The sequence below is a fragment of the Chroococcidiopsis sp. [FACHB-1243] genome (assembly GCF_014696895.1).
GTDB lineage: Bacteria > Cyanobacteriota > Cyanobacteriia > Cyanobacteriales > Chroococcidiopsidaceae > Chroococcidiopsis.
Genome location: NZ_JACJQX010000012.1, coordinates 72,834 through 91,385 on the forward strand (window position 1 = coordinate 72,834; position 18,552 = coordinate 91,385).

Annotated in this window: 19 protein-coding genes; 5 read left to right on the plus strand and 14 right to left on the minus strand. The window is 45.4% G+C overall.

The genetic code is table 11. From position 1 onward, the window contains the following. Positions 1 to 153 precede the first annotated feature (153 nt). The 6 genes from fumC to H6G17_RS11075 all read right to left on the minus strand — a co-directional run bounded on the left by fumC (position 154) and on the right by H6G17_RS11075 (position 5,270). Positions 154 to 1,554, minus strand: coding sequence for a class II fumarate hydratase (gene fumC / locus H6G17_RS11050; RefSeq protein WP_192157042.1), 1,401 nt, complete (start codon positions 1,552 to 1,554; stop codon positions 154 to 156). 124 nt (positions 1,555 to 1,678) lie between these two features. Beyond that, complete coding sequence (locus tag H6G17_RS11055) at positions 1,679 to 2,473, minus strand: SDR family oxidoreductase (RefSeq protein ID WP_192157044.1); 795 nt, start codon at positions 2,471 to 2,473, stop codon at positions 1,679 to 1,681. Positions 2,474 to 2,491: 18 nt separating this feature from the next. After that, a complete protein-coding gene (locus tag H6G17_RS11060; RefSeq protein WP_192157046.1) occupies positions 2,492 to 2,983 on the minus strand; it encodes a DinB family protein in 492 nt (163 codons plus the stop codon). Between the two features lie 96 nt (positions 2,984 to 3,079). Further along, entirely contained in the window at positions 3,080 to 4,090 is a 1,011-nt protein-coding gene (locus tag H6G17_RS11065; protein ID WP_192157048.1) for an NAD(P)-dependent alcohol dehydrogenase, read from the minus strand. A gap of 298 nt (positions 4,091 to 4,388) precedes the next feature. Continuing rightward, a complete protein-coding gene (locus H6G17_RS11070; RefSeq protein WP_192157050.1) occupies positions 4,389 to 4,958 on the minus strand; it encodes a DUF4126 domain-containing protein in 570 nt (189 codons plus the stop codon). A 111-nt stretch (positions 4,959 to 5,069) separates the two neighbouring features. Continuing rightward, positions 5,070 to 5,270, minus strand: a complete 201-nt coding sequence (locus H6G17_RS11075) for a hypothetical protein (protein ID WP_192157052.1) — start codon at positions 5,268 to 5,270, stop codon at positions 5,070 to 5,072. A gap of 217 nt (positions 5,271 to 5,487) precedes the next feature. Between H6G17_RS11075 and H6G17_RS11080 the strand changes: the two genes are divergently transcribed. Next, positions 5,488 to 6,192, plus strand: coding sequence for a rhomboid family intramembrane serine protease (locus tag H6G17_RS11080; protein WP_015153676.1), 705 nt, complete (start codon positions 5,488 to 5,490; stop codon positions 6,190 to 6,192). A 37-nt stretch (positions 6,193 to 6,229) separates the two neighbouring features. Here H6G17_RS11080 and H6G17_RS11085 read toward each other — a convergent pair whose 3' ends face one another. From H6G17_RS11085 to H6G17_RS11115, 8 genes are all read right to left on the minus strand, one after another. Next, positions 6,230 to 7,669: a cation:proton antiporter gene (locus H6G17_RS11085; protein WP_199316644.1), complete on the minus strand. Its 1,440-nt coding sequence runs from the start codon at positions 7,667 to 7,669 to the stop codon at positions 6,230 to 6,232. A 127-nt stretch (positions 7,670 to 7,796) separates the two neighbouring features. Then, positions 7,797 to 9,644 carry a signal peptide peptidase SppA gene (gene sppA / locus H6G17_RS11090; RefSeq protein ID WP_192157054.1) on the minus strand — a complete coding sequence of 616 codons (1,848 nt, stop codon included), beginning with the start codon at positions 9,642 to 9,644 and terminating at the stop codon, positions 7,797 to 7,799. A 198-nt stretch (positions 9,645 to 9,842) separates the two neighbouring features. Next, the gene (gene fni, locus H6G17_RS11095; RefSeq protein WP_192157057.1) at positions 9,843 to 10,892 is read right to left on the minus strand and encodes a type 2 isopentenyl-diphosphate Delta-isomerase; all 1,050 of its coding nucleotides are present in this window, start codon (positions 10,890 to 10,892) and stop codon (positions 9,843 to 9,845) included. Positions 10,893 to 10,962: 70 nt separating this feature from the next. Beyond that, the gene (locus H6G17_RS11100; RefSeq protein WP_192157059.1) at positions 10,963 to 12,291 is read right to left on the minus strand and encodes a GGDEF domain-containing protein; all 1,329 of its coding nucleotides are present in this window, start codon (positions 12,289 to 12,291) and stop codon (positions 10,963 to 10,965) included. Between the two features lie 169 nt (positions 12,292 to 12,460). Further along, complete coding sequence (locus H6G17_RS34035; RefSeq protein ID WP_277875976.1) at positions 12,461 to 12,583, minus strand: hypothetical protein; 123 nt, start codon at positions 12,581 to 12,583, stop codon at positions 12,461 to 12,463. 4 nt (positions 12,584 to 12,587) lie between these two features. After that, positions 12,588 to 14,114, minus strand: a complete 1,527-nt coding sequence (locus H6G17_RS11105; protein ID WP_192157061.1) for an FAD-dependent oxidoreductase — start codon at positions 14,112 to 14,114, stop codon at positions 12,588 to 12,590. Positions 14,115 to 14,166: 52 nt separating this feature from the next. Then, positions 14,167 to 14,388, minus strand: a complete 222-nt coding sequence (locus tag H6G17_RS11110; RefSeq protein ID WP_192157063.1) for a hypothetical protein — start codon at positions 14,386 to 14,388, stop codon at positions 14,167 to 14,169. 209 nt (positions 14,389 to 14,597) lie between these two features. Further along, entirely contained in the window at positions 14,598 to 15,707 is a 1,110-nt protein-coding gene (locus H6G17_RS11115; protein ID WP_192157065.1) for an S-(hydroxymethyl)glutathione dehydrogenase/class III alcohol dehydrogenase, read from the minus strand. A gap of 306 nt (positions 15,708 to 16,013) precedes the next feature. On the opposite strand from H6G17_RS11115, the gene H6G17_RS11120 reads away from it, so the two are divergent. The 4 genes from H6G17_RS11120 to H6G17_RS11135 all read left to right on the plus strand — a co-directional run bounded on the left by H6G17_RS11120 (position 16,014) and on the right by H6G17_RS11135 (position 18,482). Then, positions 16,014 to 16,226 (plus strand): hypothetical protein, encoded by a 213-nt coding sequence (locus H6G17_RS11120; RefSeq protein WP_015153668.1) that lies wholly within the window; start codon positions 16,014 to 16,016, stop codon positions 16,224 to 16,226. A gap of 318 nt (positions 16,227 to 16,544) precedes the next feature. Beyond that, complete coding sequence (gene fmdA / locus H6G17_RS11125) at positions 16,545 to 17,750, plus strand: formamidase (RefSeq protein ID WP_192157067.1); 1,206 nt, start codon at positions 16,545 to 16,547, stop codon at positions 17,748 to 17,750. 93 nt (positions 17,751 to 17,843) lie between these two features. Beyond that, positions 17,844 to 18,104, plus strand: a complete 261-nt coding sequence (locus H6G17_RS11130; protein ID WP_192157069.1) for a zinc ribbon domain-containing protein — start codon at positions 17,844 to 17,846, stop codon at positions 18,102 to 18,104. Positions 18,105 to 18,167: 63 nt separating this feature from the next. Next, the gene (locus H6G17_RS11135) at positions 18,168 to 18,482 is read left to right on the plus strand and encodes a nucleotidyltransferase domain-containing protein (protein WP_192157184.1); all 315 of its coding nucleotides are present in this window, start codon (positions 18,168 to 18,170) and stop codon (positions 18,480 to 18,482) included. Positions 18,483 to 18,552: the final 70 nt, after the last annotated feature.

The following is an 18,552-nucleotide window of genomic DNA, read 5'->3' on the forward strand; positions in this document are numbered from 1 at the left end:
GATCGATACTGCGCCGATTGAACATTCAGTAGATACACGGGAAGAAATGGTAATTGGTAATTGGTAGTTGGTAATGGGTAGTTGCTCCCTTGTCCCCCTTGTCCCCCTTGTCCCCCTTGTCCCCCTTGTCCCTCTCTACTCCCTACTCCCTGATTAAATCATTTTCTCCGGGCGGACGAGGCGATCGAATTCGGCTTCGGTGAGGAAACCCAATTCGACACAGGCTTGGCGTAGCGTCGTGCGATCGCTATATGCTTTTTTCGCAACAGCAGCAGCGCGATCGTAACCAATATGCGGGTTGAGTGCTGTGACTAGCATCAGGGAATTGGTGAGGAAATGCTGAATTTGTTCTCGATTTGGCTCAATACCAACCACTAAATGTTTGGTAAAAGACGAGCAAGCATCGGCTAATAATCGGATGGAGTGCAATAGATTATGAATCATGACAGGCTTGAACACGTTTAGCTCGAAGTTACCTTGAGATCCGGCAACTGCGATCGCGGTGTCGTTTCCCATCACTTGCACGCATACCATCGTCATCGCTTCGCACTGAGTGGGATTGACTTTTCCTGGCATAATTGACGATCCAGGTTCGTTTGCAGGCAAGATCAGCTCTCCTAAGCCACAACGGGGACCAGAACCCAACCAGCGCAAATCGTTAGCAATTTTCATTAACGAAGTTGCTAGGGTTTTCAGCGTCCCGCTAGCAGCGACGATCGCATCGTGAGCCGCTAAAGCGGCAAATTTATTTGAGGCAGAGATAAATGGTAATTGGGTGCGATCGCTAATTTTTGCCGCCACGCGATCGGCAAATTTTGGATGTGTATTTAATCCCGTACCTACTGCTGTACCACCAATTGCTAATTCATATAAATCTGGTAATGCAGCTTGAATGCGAATTAAATCTTTTTCTAATTGAGCGATATAGCCAGAAAATTCTTGTCCTAAAGTCAAAGGTACGGCATCCATCAAGTGAGTGCGACCGATTTTGACAATTTCCTGAAATTCCTCCGATTTAGCCGCTAATGCATCTCGCAATTGCTTGACCATTGGCAGCAATCGATGGTAAATCTCTTCTGCTGCGGCAATGTGCATTGCTGTCGGAAACGTATCGTTGGAAGATTGAGACATATTTACGTGGTCGTTGGGATGAATTGGCTGTTTACTGCCCAAAACTCCCCCAGCTAGTTCGATCGCTCGATTGGCAATAACTTCATTTGTATTCATGTTGGTCTGAGTGCCGCTGCCCGTCTGCCAAATTCGTAACGGAAAATGGTCGTCTAGCTTGCCAGAAATTACCTCTTCTGCGGCTTGCACGATTAAACTCGCTTTATCTTCCGGTAGTTGTCCCAACTCTTGATTGACAACCGCCGCCGCTTGTTTCAAAATTCCGATCGCTCGAATCATTTCCCGTGGCATGATATCGTTGCCAATGGCGAAGTAAATTAGCGATCGCTGGGTTTGTGCGCCCCAGTAGCGATCGCTCGGTACTTCAATCGTCCCCATACTATCGGTTTCAGTCCGAGTGCCGATTTGAGTAGTCATGGGTTCCATTAGCATTTGTTCCTTAATTCACCACATCCTACATCCTATGGCACTCCAATTCGCAATTGTATAAACCATACGAACATTGTTTGTACAATATCTGGAGGGGCGCACGACTGTGCGTCCCTACTACTCAAACAATCGATCGCACCACTCCCCCCTCAACCCGCAAGGCTGCGCCGTTGATGGCTGAAGCGAGGGGACTAGCTACGAAAGCAACTAAAGCCGCAACTTCCTCCGGCGTGGCGAAGCGTTTAATTAGGGAAGAAGGGCGAGTCTTCTCGAAAAACTCTTTTTCTACTTGGCTTGGATCGATATTGCCAGACTGCGCCATGTCTTGCACGAAAGTTTCTACCCCTTCTGACTTGGTGGGACCTGCCAGAATAGAATTAACTGTAACGTTACTACCAACTGTAGTTTCTGCCATGCCTCGCGCCAAGGCAAGTTGAGCGGTTTTGGTTACGCCATAATGGATCATTTCAGCAGGTATATTTAAAGCTGATTCGCTGGAGATAAAAATTATCCGTCCCCAGTTTTGTTGCAGCATTAGCGGTAAGTAATGCCGCGATAACCGCACGCCACTCATGACGTTAGTTTCGATAATTTCCATCCAATCTACATCTGTGATTTCGCCAAATTCCTTGGCTTGATAAATTCCCAGATTATTCACCACAATGTCTACGATTGGTACTTGCTGAAACGTTAACTCAGCACCGACAGCAGTAGATAAATCTGCTGTTACGCCTTGTAATTTTGCTTCTGGATAAATCTGCCTAATTTTATCCATAGCACTACCAACTCGCTCTGGTTTCCTGCCATTAATCGCTACTGTTGCCCCCTCTTGAGCTAAAATCGTCGCGATCGCCAAGCCAATTCCAGCGGTAGAACCACTAATGAGGGCGATTTTGTCCGTTAGTTGAAGATCCATTCGATCGCTCCTGACGAATTAAGGTCTAATTAAGCGATGCATATCTAAAGATGGTGGTGAAATTGTAGTCTGTGTCACCATGTCGTGAATCTGTCCTCGGTGGTGAGTTTGATGGTTAAACAAGTGAGCGACTAATAAATTAACCGGATCTGCACAAGTTTTTCCAGTATTGTTGACGTACTCAATTGTCCCGTGCAAAAATTCCGCAGTTAGATTGGCAACAAAGGCTTCAATTCGCTCATCTTCTGCTTTACGTGCCGTCCACAATTCCTCATAATCTTCGTAAAGAATTGCGTCAAGCATAGTTGATGGTATTTGTTTGCCTGCAAATCTTGTTAGCCAAATGCGATCTCCTACTAAAAGATGATTGAGCGTGCCATGAATGCTCTTAAAAAATGCAGGTCGATTTTGCTTGCGTTCTGTATCGCTTAACTGAGAACAAGCTTGATACAATTGGTGATTTGCCAAACTATTGTAGCGGGCAAGCATTTGAAAGTGTTCGATGAGCATATTAATTTTGAAGGGAGCAGGGGAATTGTCGGGGCGGGTTGAGCGAGCGACTTTACTACTAACAGAGATTTCCAGTGAACCCGCCCGTACAGGAATTTAGAGTTGGATACAAATTTTGCCGAAGTGAGAGCCACTTTCCATATATTTCAAGGCTTCTCGTGCTTCGGAAAAAGGAAAGACGCGATCTACAATCGGTTTAATTTGGTGTAGCGTAATTGCTTGATTCATGGCTTCAAACATCTCTCGCGAACCAACATAAATTCCCTGCACGCACACGCTTTTCATTAACATCGATACCGTGCTAATCTCGCCACTACCACCGCTAAGAACGCCAATTAAACTAATTTGTCCGCCTATACGTACAGCCCGTAAAGATTCGTTTAAAGTTCCCGATCCGCCAACTTCTACAACTAAATCGACACCCTCACCAGCAGCTAATTCTCTGGCGTTTTTGCCCCATTGAGGAGCTTGTTTGTAATTAATTATTTCTGAAGCCCCTAATTGCTTGACTTTTTCCAACTTTTCATCGCTGCTGGAGGTAGCAATAACCCGCGCCCCTGCAATCTTGGCAAACTGAAGGGCAAAAATCGAAACTCCACCCGTACCTTGTACGAGGATTGTCTCGCCTGCTTTGAGGTTACCGGAGTGAAATAGGGCATTCCAAGCGGTGACGGCGGCGCAGGGTAGAGTAGCTGCTTCTGCGTCTGTGAGGTGGGCTGGAACGTGTACTAAACCATCTTCATGCAATACGACGTATTCTGCTAGCATTCCATCTATAGCTCCACCTAAAGCGGAGTTAGTTTTTGCTGCGGTTAGTTTTCCGGCGATCCAATCTTGGAAGAAAATACCCGCCACGCGATCGCCCACTTTTACCCGCGTCACTCCTTCCCCGACTGCTACAACTTCTCCCGCGCCGTCAGAGAAGGGAATTAAAGGTAAAGGTATGTTGGGATTGTACAGTCCTTTAACCACCATCAGATCGCGGTAATTCAGGGATACTGCCCGGATTTTGATTAATACTTGTCCGTAACTGGGGCTAGGATCTGGACGTTCTGCAATGTTGAGAGAGTCTAAACCGAAGGAATTCTGAATTTCATATACCTTCATGCTAATTCTCCATCTGTTTTTGGCTGTAGAGACGTTACATGTAACGTCTCTACATATAGGACTCATATTGGATTTTTGAAATATACATAGGGTGCGTTACGCGGCGCGATAACACACCCTACTGTACTTAAATTTTTTCATGAATCAAATAGGACTACTATAGTAAAAAAAATTGGTTGCAGATGTAGTATTAGCTAGGATGGAAAAAATAGATAGCTGGTTTGATTGCTTATATTGTCAAATTTGAAACAGTGGCGATCGCGATTTTTTTAATTGTCATGCAATTGGTAATTGATAATTATTCAACTTGCTTTTTAATATAAAAGACTTGAATTATTTTACTCAAGCTAACTACAATTAAAACCACGGCTAAGCTAACAGCTAAGAAAGGTAATACGATCGCCAAGATTGACAAAATAAACGCGCCGAAAGATTCAATTGTCGCTACGACTGAATTACCGAGTCCAATTGTCAAAGCAGTAGAAGATATACGAGCGATTCCCGTTAAGCCTTGAATTGTACCAGCTGTACCACCACCTGCGATCGCGGCTAAAGTCCATTTAAGTAAAGGATCGGTATCGGGTAGAAAAGCAGCGGTGATAGCAGTACCAATTGCGATCGCGGTTGGGGTAGCAATAGTATCTAGCAAGTGGTCTACTAAAGGAATATAGTAAGCCCCCATTTCTACCGCCGTCGCCACAGCAAAAGCTATCAGTGCCGGATAAGTCGCCATCCAAGCAAAACCTGAAGCCAGGGGTAAATGACCGAAAACAGCTGCAATACTCATGACTAACGGTGGAATAAAAATCCGAAAGCCACAAGCAGCACTTAAAGCAATACCGATACTAATGCCTTCTATAGTGTCCATCTTTGAGGGAACAAGAGAATAGGGGGACAAGGGGGACAAGGGGGACAAGGGAGAAATTTTAGTCACTAGTCACCAGCCACCAGTTACTCTCTACTGATAACTGAATAAATGCTAGCGCTTTTCAGTGCCTTGATTGCCACCACCTTCAGCCATTTGATCGCTGCTGCCAGATTCCGGTACAGCAGAAGGCTTAGCATCTGTTTGAGCCGCATTACCAGTTTTGCGAATGTCTTCCTCAACGGGGGTTTGATAGCCGCCGGAAGCTGATGACGTATTTTTTTCTTCTTCTGACATAATCTTTTTCAAATTCATGCTAATTTAGCATCATTCTATACAGCAAGAAAATGCACTCTCCTCTCTCTTACATGTGGTTTGGTGTAATTTTTACTCTACCTTTAGGAGTAATTTTTTTGAAGTGAGTTCTGAGAAAAGTTTTGACTTCTGACTTTTGACTTTTGACTTCCTCTGTTGTGGTAAAAAATACTTAAGCTAAAATTTTACAAGCAGTTTCACGATAAGGAAAAATGCCGTGTTCCCTTTGCGCGATGATGTTCCTACATCAATTACGCCTTATATTACCTATGGATTAATCGGTGCAAATATTGGTATTTTTCTTTACCAATTAACTCTGAACCAACAACAATTACAAGAATTTTTCTATTCCGCTGCTGTCGTGCCTTGCCAATTGTCAGGAAATATAGTGGGTAGATGTCCCATCCCAACACCGCAGCAATTACCAGAATGGATGACATTAATTTCATCTCAATTTTTGCATGGCGGCTTCTTACACATAGCCGGAAATATGCTGTTTCTCTGGATTTTTGGTAATAACGTAGAAGACCGTTTGGGACATGTAAAATTTTTAATTTTTTACCTTACTTGTGGAGTTTTAGCGGCGTTATCTCAGTGGTTTTTCTCACCAAATTCAACTATTCCCTCATTGGGTGCAAGTGGGGCGATCGCAGGCGTGATGGGTGCGTACATTTTGCGCTATCCCCAAGCAAGGGTATTGACTTTAGTATTTCTGGGATTCTTCGTGACTACCTTGCAAATTCCAGCAATTTTTTTCTTAGGATTGTGGTTTGTTCAACAAGCTTTATATGGTATCGCTAGTTTACAAGTCCCTAGCAATATTGGGATGGAAAGTGGCGGTGTCGCTTATTGGGCGCACGCCGGAGGATTTGTATTTGGGGCAATTCTTGCCCCAATGTTTGGACTATTGAAACGCGATTAATTGAGACGAAATGTAGAGACGTTGATGTAACGTCTCTTTATCGGGACTCTGGTGATGATGCGATCGCTTCTGGTTGCGGTAAATTCTGTTCTGGCGATCGCTGAAACACAATTTGCAATAGTGGTGGGGCGATAAATGTGGTGACGATAACCATGACAATAATGGCTGCATCTAAGGCAGGAGGTAACGCCCCAGTAGCAGAACCAATGCCAGCAAAGACAAGTCCCACTTCACCTCTAGGAATCATACCCACGCCGATCGCTAAACGATTGACTTTTTCTTGCCCGAAGACGGTAAAGCCAGTGACAACTTTACCCAAAATTGCCACGACAATCAGAAAGCTTGCCATAATCAGCCCTTCCCGATTTGCTGGAACGGCTGGGTTTAAAACACCGATGTCTGTTTTGGCACTAACAACCACAAAGAAAATCGGTACGAGAATATCTGCGATCGGTACGACCTGATTTTTCAATTCGCGACATTTTTGCGTTTCTGCTAATACTAACCCAGCAGTAAAAGCTCCTAAAATTGCCTCTAATTTGATGACAGTGGCGATGTATGATAAGACAAAAGCAAAAATGAGCGCTGGAATTAATAATTGACCGCGAGTTTTGAGTGCATCGACTAACTGAACGAAGTAGGGATTTAACCAGCGTCCGATTAAAATTGCTCCTACTAAAAACACGACTGAACTGATAATCAAATAGAGAATATTTGTCAGTTCGACTTCTCCAGTTTTGGCAAGACTAGCAACCACTGCTAGGACGATGATACCTAAAACATCATCTAGCACCGCTGCCCCGATAATAATTTGTCCTTCCGAACGATTGAGATAGTTGAGTTCTGCCAAAACTTTAGCCGTAATACCGATGCTAGTTGCCGTCAAAGCTGCCCCTGCAAAGACCGCTGGTACGGTGGAGATGTGGAATAAGGCAATTAAGCCCAAAGTACCGAAGAGAAATGGTGTTACAACTCCCACAATCGCGACGATTGTAGCTTGAGTCCCGACGCGCAATAATTCTTGTAAATTGGACTCTAGCCCAATTTCAAACAGCAAAATCACCACACCAATTTCCGACAGAACAGAAATGACTTCGCTATCTATCTGAAAAGTTGTCGTCACTCCATCTACACTCAATCCCGCCGTAGCTTCCAGAAAACGCATTAACAGCGAATTAGAACTGTCACCGCCACCTTCAGGAAATACCAACAGATGTAAAGCCGAGATTCCTACCACCAAGCCGCCGATAAGCTGCCCTAAAACTGGTGGTAAATTCAGCCGCGCGCAAACTTCCCCGCCAATGGTACTGGCTAAGTAAATCACAACCAGACTAGCTAGGATGCCAGCGAAAATGAAGGGGGCATTATCTGCTGTTGACGCACTGGCAAGTAAAGAAGTGCTACCGATGCGAATCGGATCGAACCAGGCGATCGCGTCAAATACTGGTGCTGCGGAAATCAGTCCACCAAAATTCATGCTTTAACCTCAAGTCACTTTTCTCATTGTGCCGTTAATTAGGGAGTTGGGAGTCGGGAGTCGGGACAAGGGAGACAAGGGGGACAAGGAAGACAAGGGAGAATAAATACAAATGACCAATGACCAATCATTCAATCGTCAGATTGAAAGGCAAACGGGCATAAACTCCTAAAGGATCGTTCATGACTTGCAGAATGGCAAGCTCGTCGCGCATTTTAGCAACTTCAGATGCGATCGGGGCTGGCAGTGCGAGTTGGTTTGCAGCAGTATTGCGACCCAACGCGGTTCTGACTCCATCAGAGACTTGCCCAAACAAGCGTTCTTCTAAAGAACGGGTTTCGGGATATTCTGCTACTTCCCAGTCATCGCCTAACTTGGCTTGCTTTGTGGCGTAGTCAATTGCTGCGTCTAACCCACCAATTTCATCGACTAACCCAATTTGTTTGGCACTGACACCCGACCAAACTCGACCTTGGGCAATTTCCTCGACTTTCTGTTGCGGTAAATCCCGTCCCTCCACAACTTTTGATAAGAATGTACTGTAGATGCGATCGACCGCGCGTTGATAGACTGCTAATTCTGCGGGAGATTTAGGGCGAGAAACAGTTTGACTGTCGGCATATTTTCCAGTTTTCACCACATCCCAGGTCACACCGTTGTTATTTGCCAGCTTTTGGAAATTTGGCAGCAGTCCAAATACGCCGATAGAACCCGTAATCGTATTAGGTTCGGCAAAAATCCGGTTGGCATCAGTGACAATCCAGTAACCGCCGGAAGCTGCAACATCGCCCATAGAGACAACTACTGGTTTTTTGGATTCCCGCGTCAGGCGAATCTCGCGTTGAATGATTTCTGAAGCTGTGGCGCTTCCACCAGGACTATTTACCCGCAAGACAACAGCTTTGACATTAGGATTCTGTCGCAATTGGCGGAAAATACGAGCAAAGCGATCGCCTCCTACTTGTCCCGCCTCTCCTTGACCGTCCACAATATCACCTTCTGCGTAGACGATCGCCACTTTGTTCTCTGAGTTACGTTCTACGCCCAAAGCCTTACCAGAAACCCCAGCATATGCACTCAAGCTAATTTGGCGGAAGGTTTTATTTTCTTTTTCCTCACCAGTTAGCTGCTTTAACTGCGCCAAAACGCGATCGAAATAATCTACTTTGTCCACTAAGCCTTGTTTTTGGGCTGTTTCTGCCAGCAAGAAACCTTGACCGTCTGCGATCGCTTGTAACTGGTTGGGGCTAATTTTCCGGCTTTGACCTACTGCTGTGCGCCACTCTCCCCACACATCATTTAATAATTTCTGTGTCTGTTGCCGATTTTCTGGACTGAGATTTTGACGAATTAATGGTTCTACGGCAGCTTTAAACTTACCTACCCGAATCACTTGCACCCCAACACCGAATTTCTCTAATGCCCCAGTTAAAAATGGAGTTGAAGCACCCAAACCATTAATCTCCATTGCACCAAGAGGGTTCAGCACTATGGTATCCGCCACGGAACTGAGATAATATTCTTTCTCTCCCCAACTTGAGCTGTAAGCAATAATTTTTTTGCCAGCAGCACGGAATTTTTCCAAGGCTCCACGCACCTCTTTCAATTTGGCGTAGCCACTGCTGCCATCCTCTGCACCATTGCTGCCATCGAGATAAATTCCAATAATTTTAGGGTCGCGTCTTGCCTTTTCCAAGGTATCTAGCACCGTGCGCAGGGCGATCGTGCGGTTACTTTCTCCTGAAAGAGCATTCTGAATCAAAGCGCTGGTACTAGAGTTACGCGGGGCATCGGTGATATTGAGAGATAGATCGTAAACTAAGACCGATCTATCCTTAACTTGCGGTTCGTTATCTTGAGCAGCCAATGCCACTAAAATGACAAGCATTCCAGATATACTCAGACCAAAAAATAGTAGCAGTCCGAGCAAGGTTCCAATGGCACTAGCAAAAGTTTGTTTGAGGAAGTTACGCATTTAACTAGGGAGTAGGGAGTAGGGAAGGAGGCAAGGGAGCAGGGAGCAGGGAGCAGGGGAGACAAGGGAGACAAGGGGGACAAGGGGGACAAGGGGGACAAGGAAGTAGAGGAGCAGAGGGAGCATTCTAGCCACCAGCCACTAGCCACTAGTCACTTTATAACTGACAACTGATTTAATTTTTCCCACAACGATCGCTCATGCTACACGCTGCAAAGTTTGAGATTGTTTGAGTTGTTGTAAGTTAGCGTTACCAGTACAAAAGAGGACGGTGGTAATTTCAGCAATTAAGACTTCTGCAAGGGCGTGTAGGGTCGATTCGGAGTCGGCAGCGGCTCTGAGAAAAGGCATGGCAAGACCTGCAAGATCTGCTCCCAGGGCGATCGCTTTGGCAACTTCTAAGCCGTGTCTCAACCCGCCAGAAGCAATTAAAGGAATATTGGGGGCAACCTGCCGCACGTTGATGATGCATTCTGCTGTGGGAATACCCCAATCAGCAAAAGTGAGTCCGAGGCGGCGTTGCATGGCTGTTTCCGCTCGTTCGCTTTCTACTTTTGCCCAGGACGTACCACCTGCACCTGCTACGTCAATGGCTGCAATTCCAGCATTGATAAGTTTTTGCGCCATCTCACCTGAAATTCCATTACCGACTTCTTTAGCGATCGCCGGGACAGGTAGCCTCATACACAGTTTTTCAATTTTGTCAAGTAAACCGCAGAAGTTGACATCACCTCTGGGTTGAATGCACTCTTGTAGGGGATTGAGATGCAAAATCAAGGCATCGGCTTCGAGGATGTCTACTACCCGCAAGCATTGTTCTAAGCCATATTCGTAGTTGAGTTGTACCGCACCCAAGTTAGCGAATAAGGGAATATCGGGAGCGAGCGATCGCACGGCGAATGTATCGGCAACTTGCGGTTTTTCCACTGCCACCCGTTGAGAACCTACGCCCATCGCGATTTTATAGTGTTGGGCAACCTCAGCTAAGCGTCGATTGATGATGCCTGCTTGCTCTGTACCCCCAGTCATGGAAGAAATGAGTAGGGGTGCGCCTAGCCTCTTACCTAGAAAGGTAGTGGTTAAGTCAATGTCACCGCGATTTAGTTCGGGTAAACAGGTATGAGTAAAGCGATAGCGTTCCAATCCATTTGTCACAGACTGGCATTGGACATCTTGTTCGATGCAAATTCGCAGGTGATCTGCTTTACGAGATTCGGTAGCTGCTGGCAAATTGGTAGGAAGGTTCACAGGTGGATTCAAATCGAAGCATCATTTACTACCATTTTCTCAGTCTTGGGTAGAAGATGCAGGTAAGTTTTCATCCGGCTTGTTCTACTGTTTGCTGCAAGCTATTGTAACTCACGACTCGGTTACGACCGGAATGTTTAGCAGCATATAAGGCTTTGTCAGCAGCACCGAGTAATTTTTCCTCTAAAATTGCATCTATGGGAAAAGTTGCATGACCGACGCTGATAGTGACGTGAATCGAGAGTTCGAGAGAAATAGCGATCGCTTCAGCAGCCACGGCATGTCGCAATCGTTCTGCGACAATCGCCGCACTATCGTTGAAAGTTTCAGGTAGAATCACGGCAAACTCTTCGCCGCCATAACGCGCCACTACGTCCACGGGGCGAATTTCGCGTTTGACGATCTCAGCAACGACTTTGAGTGCTTCGTCTCCCCCCTGGTGTCCGTGGGTATCGTTCAGCTTTTTGAAATAGTCGATATCTAACATAATTAAAGAGCAAGGATGCATGTAGCGATGCGATCGCTCAATCTCGATTTTGAGTTTTTGGTTGAACTCGCGACGGTTAAAAACTCCGGTTAATCCATCTAAAGTCGCTAAATTTCTCAAAGCTGTCTGACTCTGTTCGAGTTTTTCTGCCATTTGATTAAACATCATTGCCAGTTGCCCCAATTCATCTTGATTCGTTAGGACAATTCGGTAAGAGAGATCTTCCTCAGCTAGATGTTTAACTCCCTCTGCTAAAATCTGCACTGGTATTAGTACAGAACGCGCGAGGGTTAAACTCGCGATCGCTGCTACTCCCAATCCTAAGCCAAACACAACAACTACAATCGCCTTTACCCAAAGTTTGGTGTTTCGCGCTTGAGCGACGTTATCAGATATTTGCAAATGAGTGAGGAGTTCTTGCAATCGATCTAGAGCTTCTGTAGCCTGTTCGAGCTGTACGTCCAAACGCTTCTTTTCTTGGGCAGTAAACTTAGTTCTAGCTGGATGGGAATTCGTAAAAATCGCCTCGCTGCTAGTTTTGGCTTGTTGCCATGCTTTTTGAGCTACGAACAACAAGGCTGTTTTTTCTGGCGTATCGGTCGAGGTATTTAGAATTGTCACAAAAGCTTTATCTACTTCACCACTGATCCGCTCAAAGCGATCGCGAGCATCTGGCGTACCGTAGCTGAGATAATCATCAGCAGAAGTTGATGCCATGACAATCAGTGATTCTAACTCGGTAACGGGAAATAGTTCCTCTAAAGTTGCGTTTTCATTTTTCTCAAACCGACTTAACGCTCCTTCTACCAAGATAAAAGTCCCACAACCAAGCAAAATCAACGGCAGCAGCATAGCTCCCATACCAAAGGCGAAGCGATTGCGGATGGAGGTACTCGAACCCCAGATTTTCATCAGGTTTGGCAGCTGCTAGCTTAGTTGCATTTAGTTTGCCCGCAGCCACCTCAACTGTTTACTGTAATTACGCGCAGCAACATGTAATTTTTATATGAAATTGGTATAAGTAAAAACACGACTCAGGAGAAGCTAAAAGTCAAAAGCTAAAAGTCAAAAGTAATTCTCCCTACTCCCTACTCCCTGCTTCCTCCCTTTCTCCACTGATAACTGTACGGGCGGGTTTAGCAGATAGATTGACAACCAAAGCTATAAATTTTTGGTCAAAACCCGCCCCTACGATCGCTGACAACTACTCACTGAATTTCCCGCAATAACTGCAAATGCTGAGATAATGGCGCAAGGGTGTTTGCCGCGATCGCACCACTGGCGGCGACGGCTGGTAATCCAATCCCGGGAAAGGTAGAATCACCGCAACACAACAACCCTGGAATTGGTGTAGTTGCGCCAGGAAACAAACCTTTCCCCGCAGCGATGGCGGGACCGTAGGAACCTCGATGACGGCGTAAGTAACGAGCGTGAGTTAGGGGCGTACCTACCAAAGTTACCTCACAGCGGTTGTCCATATCGGGAATAATCCGTTTTAAAGCTTGCCACATGACTTCTGCCCGTGCTTGTTTTTGACGGGCATACTCTTCACTTTTACGATCCATTCCCTGCCATATACCGTAAGGTTCGCTACCAGGAGTGTAAGCATGAATGACGTGCTTTCCCGGTGGTGCTAGGAACGGATCTAAAACTGATGGAATCGATATCAGTACGACATTTTGCGGTGCTGTGACTCCCCTTTCCCAATCGTTTACCACAATATAGTGACATGCCAAATCTGCCCGAATATGTGTGGCATCAATTCCCAAATGCAAATGCATGAAACTGTCACACTCTGGAGTTGCCTGTCTTGCTTGCAAAGATTTGGGGATGGCATTCTGGGGAAGTAATTTCAGCGTGTCCCAGATAGAAGCATTCGAGACGACGGCTTGTCTTGCGTGTAATTCTTCACCACCACGCAATCGAACACCTTGAGCGCGTCCCGCTACTAAAATCTTCTCAACATGGGCATTTAGCATCAATTTTCCCCCATGTTTTTCTAATCCCCGTACTAAGGCATTAACTAATGCCCCACTACCACCTAAAGGGTAATCTAACATCACTCCAGGTTTGTACCAGTCGGCAAACATAAATGCCATTTCTGCCGCACTCGTGCCGCTTGCAGGTAGCCCAGAGAGGAGAAAACACAACAGATCCAACCAGTTACGCACAAACGGATCGGTGACGACACCATCCATAATCTGACTGAATGCCCCCGCCAGTTTAAAAGTACTACCAACATGAGGTAGCATCGCAGGCAGATATTGCCCTAGAGACACTATTGCACCCAAGTCAAAACGTAAAGCAGTAGGAGGAATTGCCGTAGCAGCCTTGGCTAAAGGTTCTATGACTCGTTGAAGTTCGCGCCACTCGGCTACAGCTTTATCTCCTCGCAATCTTGCCAACACATCACAAAATTGGTCTGCACCTACCGTCGTATCGAAGTCACCTTCAGGCAAACAGCAACCCCAGGTATCGTAATTGACACAAGGTAAATCTTCACCAATTGCATCTAAAACTTGTCTGAGTGGGTTAGGTGAAGGGCTGTAAGATAAACCGGAGTAGAGGGAAGGTCCAGAATCAAATTTAAACCCGTTGCGTTCAAAACTGTGCGCCGCACCCCCAGGAGTTGAGTAGCTTTCGCAGACAACAACATCAAATCCATACCGTGCCAAAATTGCCGCGCAGCTCAAACCACCAATACCGCTACCGATGACAATGACATCTATTTCCACTGCTTCAGATTTCCTTGCGTGACTCCCTGGTTACGTAAAAGATTTCTCTAGCTTACTTATCGGAATTATCTTTTTGCTGCTGACGATGTTTTTCTAACAATTGAGGAAAATGTTTCAAATCGTCAATGGATTTTGGTGCTGGGTATACCTCCGTAGGCGGTTCAGCAGTAATTCTATCCATATAAACTCGAAAGGCTTGTTCATCCTCTCGATGTTCGAGTATATAAGCTCGTAACTCTTTGCGACTCATTGCTTCAAAGTTAGGTTGCGTCATAAAAATATCCATGTACCATCGCGACTAATTAAAACTTCTGTTTCTTCTCCAGCTAAAAAGAAGATGCCTTCCGTAGGCTCATCTATACGAACCAAGTAGATAGGTAAGTACATTTTCGTCGCCCAATAGCTAAGAATGAAGCAAGTCGAAATTTGTGCTGCTGTAGGAATAACCGCTACTCCTTTGTACTCCTCACACCTGGATTATACCTAAAACGTCAGCACGGTACGAATTGATTCCCCTTTGTGCATCAACTCGAAGGCATCATTAATTTTTTCTATTGGCATTGTGTGAGTAATCAAATCGTCAATGTTAATTTTGCCTTCCATATACCAATCGACAATTCTAGGTACGTCTGTACGTCCTCTCGCACTACCAAAAGCCGAGCCTTTCCAAACTCTTCCTGTTACTAATTGAAATGGACGAGTACGAATTTCTTCACCCGCAGCAGCAACGCCAATAATAATACTTTCACCCCAACCTTTATGGCAGCATTCTAATGCTTGACGCATGATATTTACGTTACCAATACATTCAAAACTGTAGTCAGCTCCACCTTTTGTTAACTCTACTAAATAAGGAACTAAATCGCCTTCTACTTCTTTTGGATTGACAAAATGCGTCATACCAAACTTTTCGGCGATCGCCCGTTTACTAGGATTAACATCTACACCAACAATCATCTCTGCGCCTACCATTCGCGCTCCTTGGATGACGTTTAAACCAATCCCCCCCAAACCAAAAACGACAACCTTTGAGCCTGGTTCGACTTTTGCTGTATAAACAACTGCACCAATACCCGTAGTTACGCCACAACCGATGTAACAAACTTTGTCAAAAGGTGCATCTTCACGGATCTTGGCAACAGCAATTTCTGGTAGTACTGTATAGTTAGCAAAAGTGGATGTTCCCATGTAGTGGTGGAGCTTCGTGCTATTTAGAGAAAACCGACTCGTACCATCGGGCATCAACCCTTTGCCTTGAGTGAGGCGAATCGCTTGACAGAGATTTGTTTTACGACTTAGACAATATTCGCACTGACGGCATTCGGGAGTGTAAAGAGGAATGACGCGATCGCCCGCTTTAACACTCTTGACTCCCTCCCCTACTTCCACAACAACCCCAGCCCCTTCATGCCCTAAAATTGCCGGAAATAAGCCCTCTGGGTCTTTACCAGAAAGAGTATAAGCATCGGTATGACAAACCCCAGTCGCTTTGATTTCGACTAAAACTTCCCCTGCTTTTGGTCCTTCTAGCTGTACTGTTTCCAACTGCAATGGTTTTCCAGGTTCGTAGGCAACAGCTGCTCTGACATCCATAATTCATCCTCGCGATCGCTATGACTAGCTTACAGTTATCAGGGAGCAGGGAGTAGGGAGCAGGGAGTAGGGAGCAGGGAGTAGGGGAGCAGAGGGGCTTCAGGGGCAGAGGGAGCAACTACCAATTACCTATTACCACTTATGACTAATCTGTCTAAAGAAAGAGGAGAACGGGCGGCTATTTTGTCATTTTGAGTACAGATTGAATACAGATATTTCCAGCGTTCAATTGCGTAGCATCACCAACTGCCAATCGTTAAAGTTTACCAATTTTAGATCTGCATTTATGCAGAGGGGGCTGCTAGGATGTCTATTACGAAGCGAGAATCTGGAAGTGCGATCGTCTTTGAAGCTCACAATGGTGGTGTGGTGGCATTCTGCCGTCAAGGAGCTTGTTATGTAAATCCTCTGTGTACGTCGGGTGTTAAGAGTAGTGTTTTATCTCTGATGCCGAAAGATGTAGTCTTAGAGGAGTTGCAAACAACATCTGAGTTCTTGGAATTGCTGGCAAAGAAGTAGAATAAAGGTTTTGTCGTTCTAGGTTAGTGGGGTGTGTTACGTAAGCGCGTAACGCACCAGGAACTGAGAGTGATGCGTTACGCCCAAGACTAACGCATCCTACGTAGATTTCAAAAATTAAATATGAGTCCTACATTACGCCTCAGTTGTTAAATTTTTCTTCATTTTTTGTTAAATAAAACACAATTTTGACTCCAAGAGATTTGGTGTTATGTAACGTTGATTATTTTTGACAATTATTGGTTATTTTTGATACAAATTTTCCTGCGTTCTAATCCTTATGATGCGCTATGTCCGCGCAGCTTTAGGGAGATTTGAATGCCGAAAACACTTTTCAAAGTCGATCTAACTAAGCCAATGGATCGACAGGAACTACCTGGACACAACCGCTGGCATCCTGATATTCCTGCCGTGGTTTCGGTGAACCCAGGTGATGTCTTCCGCATTGAGTGTAAAGATTGGACGGACGGACAGATTAAAAATAACGATAATCCTGACGATATCCGCGATGTCGATTTAACGGTCGTCCACGTGTTGAGCGGTCCCATCTGGGTCAACGGCGCTCAACCAGGAGACATATTAGTTGTCGATTTGCTCGATGTTGGCGCTTTGCAGGGCGATGAGTGGGGCTTTACGGGCATTTTTGCCAAAGACAACGGCGGTGGCTTTCTGACCGACCACTACCCCAATCATGCTAAGGCAATTTGGGATCTGGAGGGAATTTATACCAGTTCCCGTCACATCCCAGGCGTACGCTTTGCTGGTATTACTCACCCTGGTTTGATTGGTTGCGCTCCCTCACACGACTTACTATCAACATGGAATAAGCGGGAAGCAGAGTTAGTTTCAACAGCTCCTGATTTACGGACATATGGAGCGGGATTAGCGGCGAATATGCCTGTCTATGCGGCTCTACCGAACCCCAAAAATGCCATTTTAGGACAGGTAGCACCAGGGGACTTCGATCGCATTGCGGCTGAAGGTGCGCGTACCGTCCCCCCTCGCGAACACGGTGGTAACTGCGATATCAAAAACCTTTCCAAAGGGACGCGAATTTATTTCCCCGTTTACGTGGAAGGTGCAAAGCTATCGATGGGAGATATTCATTTCTCGCAAGGGGACGGGGAAATCTCGTTCTGTGGGGCAATTGAGATGTCCGGTTACATCGATCTTCACGTAGACATCATCAAGGGTGGCGTAGAAAAATACGGCATGGTCAACCCAATTTTTAAACCAGGTCCCGTAGAGCCTCATTATTCAGAATATCTCGTATTTGAAGGGATTTCCGTAGACGAATATACAGGCAAACAATACTTCATGGACGTGCATATTGCCTACCGTCGTGCTTGTTTAAATGCGATCGAATATCTGAAGAAATTCGGTTTTACAGGCGAACAAGCGTATTTATTGCTCAGTTGTGCGCCAGTAGAAGGACGAGTTAGTGGTATCGTTGATATTCCCAATGCTTGTTGTACGCTAGCAATTCCGACGGAGATTTTCGACAAGAATATTTTGCCTGTTTAGTCATTGGTCATTAGTCATTGGTCATTTGTTATTTGTAGTTACTAAATTTTGACTTTTGACTTTTGACTTACCCCTAGCCCCTAGCCCCTAGTTATGCCTTTATACGAATTTCGTTGCAATGATTGTGGTGTATTTGATGAATGGCGATCGCTGGCAGAATGTAACAATCCTGCTAGTTGCCCAACTTGTGAAGAACCTGCCAAAAAAGTGTTTGCACCACCGATGTTGTTGTCTGGTTCGATGCGACTGAAACAAGAAAATTCAGAACCAAAATTAGTTAAGCGCGATCGCGAACCCGAACAACCCCGTTTGAGAAGTCATAATAGCGGTCGTCCTTGGATGATTAACCATTAATGCTGTCTGTGAGTCCATAAGGTTGTGATAGACTCAGCATCAGATGAGTAGCCTATGCCAGCAATGCCTGTACAAACAAAAGCTGAAGTGCTGTCTCTCCTCCAAAAATATCAACAGGAGCTACACCGCTTTGGAGTTAGACGTTGTGGTGTTTTTGGCTCATTTGTGCGTGACACCGCGATCCACGCTCGAAGTGATGTCGATATTTTGGTTGCTTTTGAGCCAGACCAGAAAACATTTGATAACTTTATACACCTTTCTTTTTTTCTAGAAGATCTTTTTGGCAGACCTGTCGATCTTATTACTATCGAGTCATTAAGCCCTTACATTGGTCCGCAGATTTTGGATGAGGTCGAGTATGTCTCCGTCGGCTTGTGAGTATTTACAGCACATTCTTGATGAAACGACCTACATCATGACGAGTTCTCAGAATTTAGACAAGGCAGCA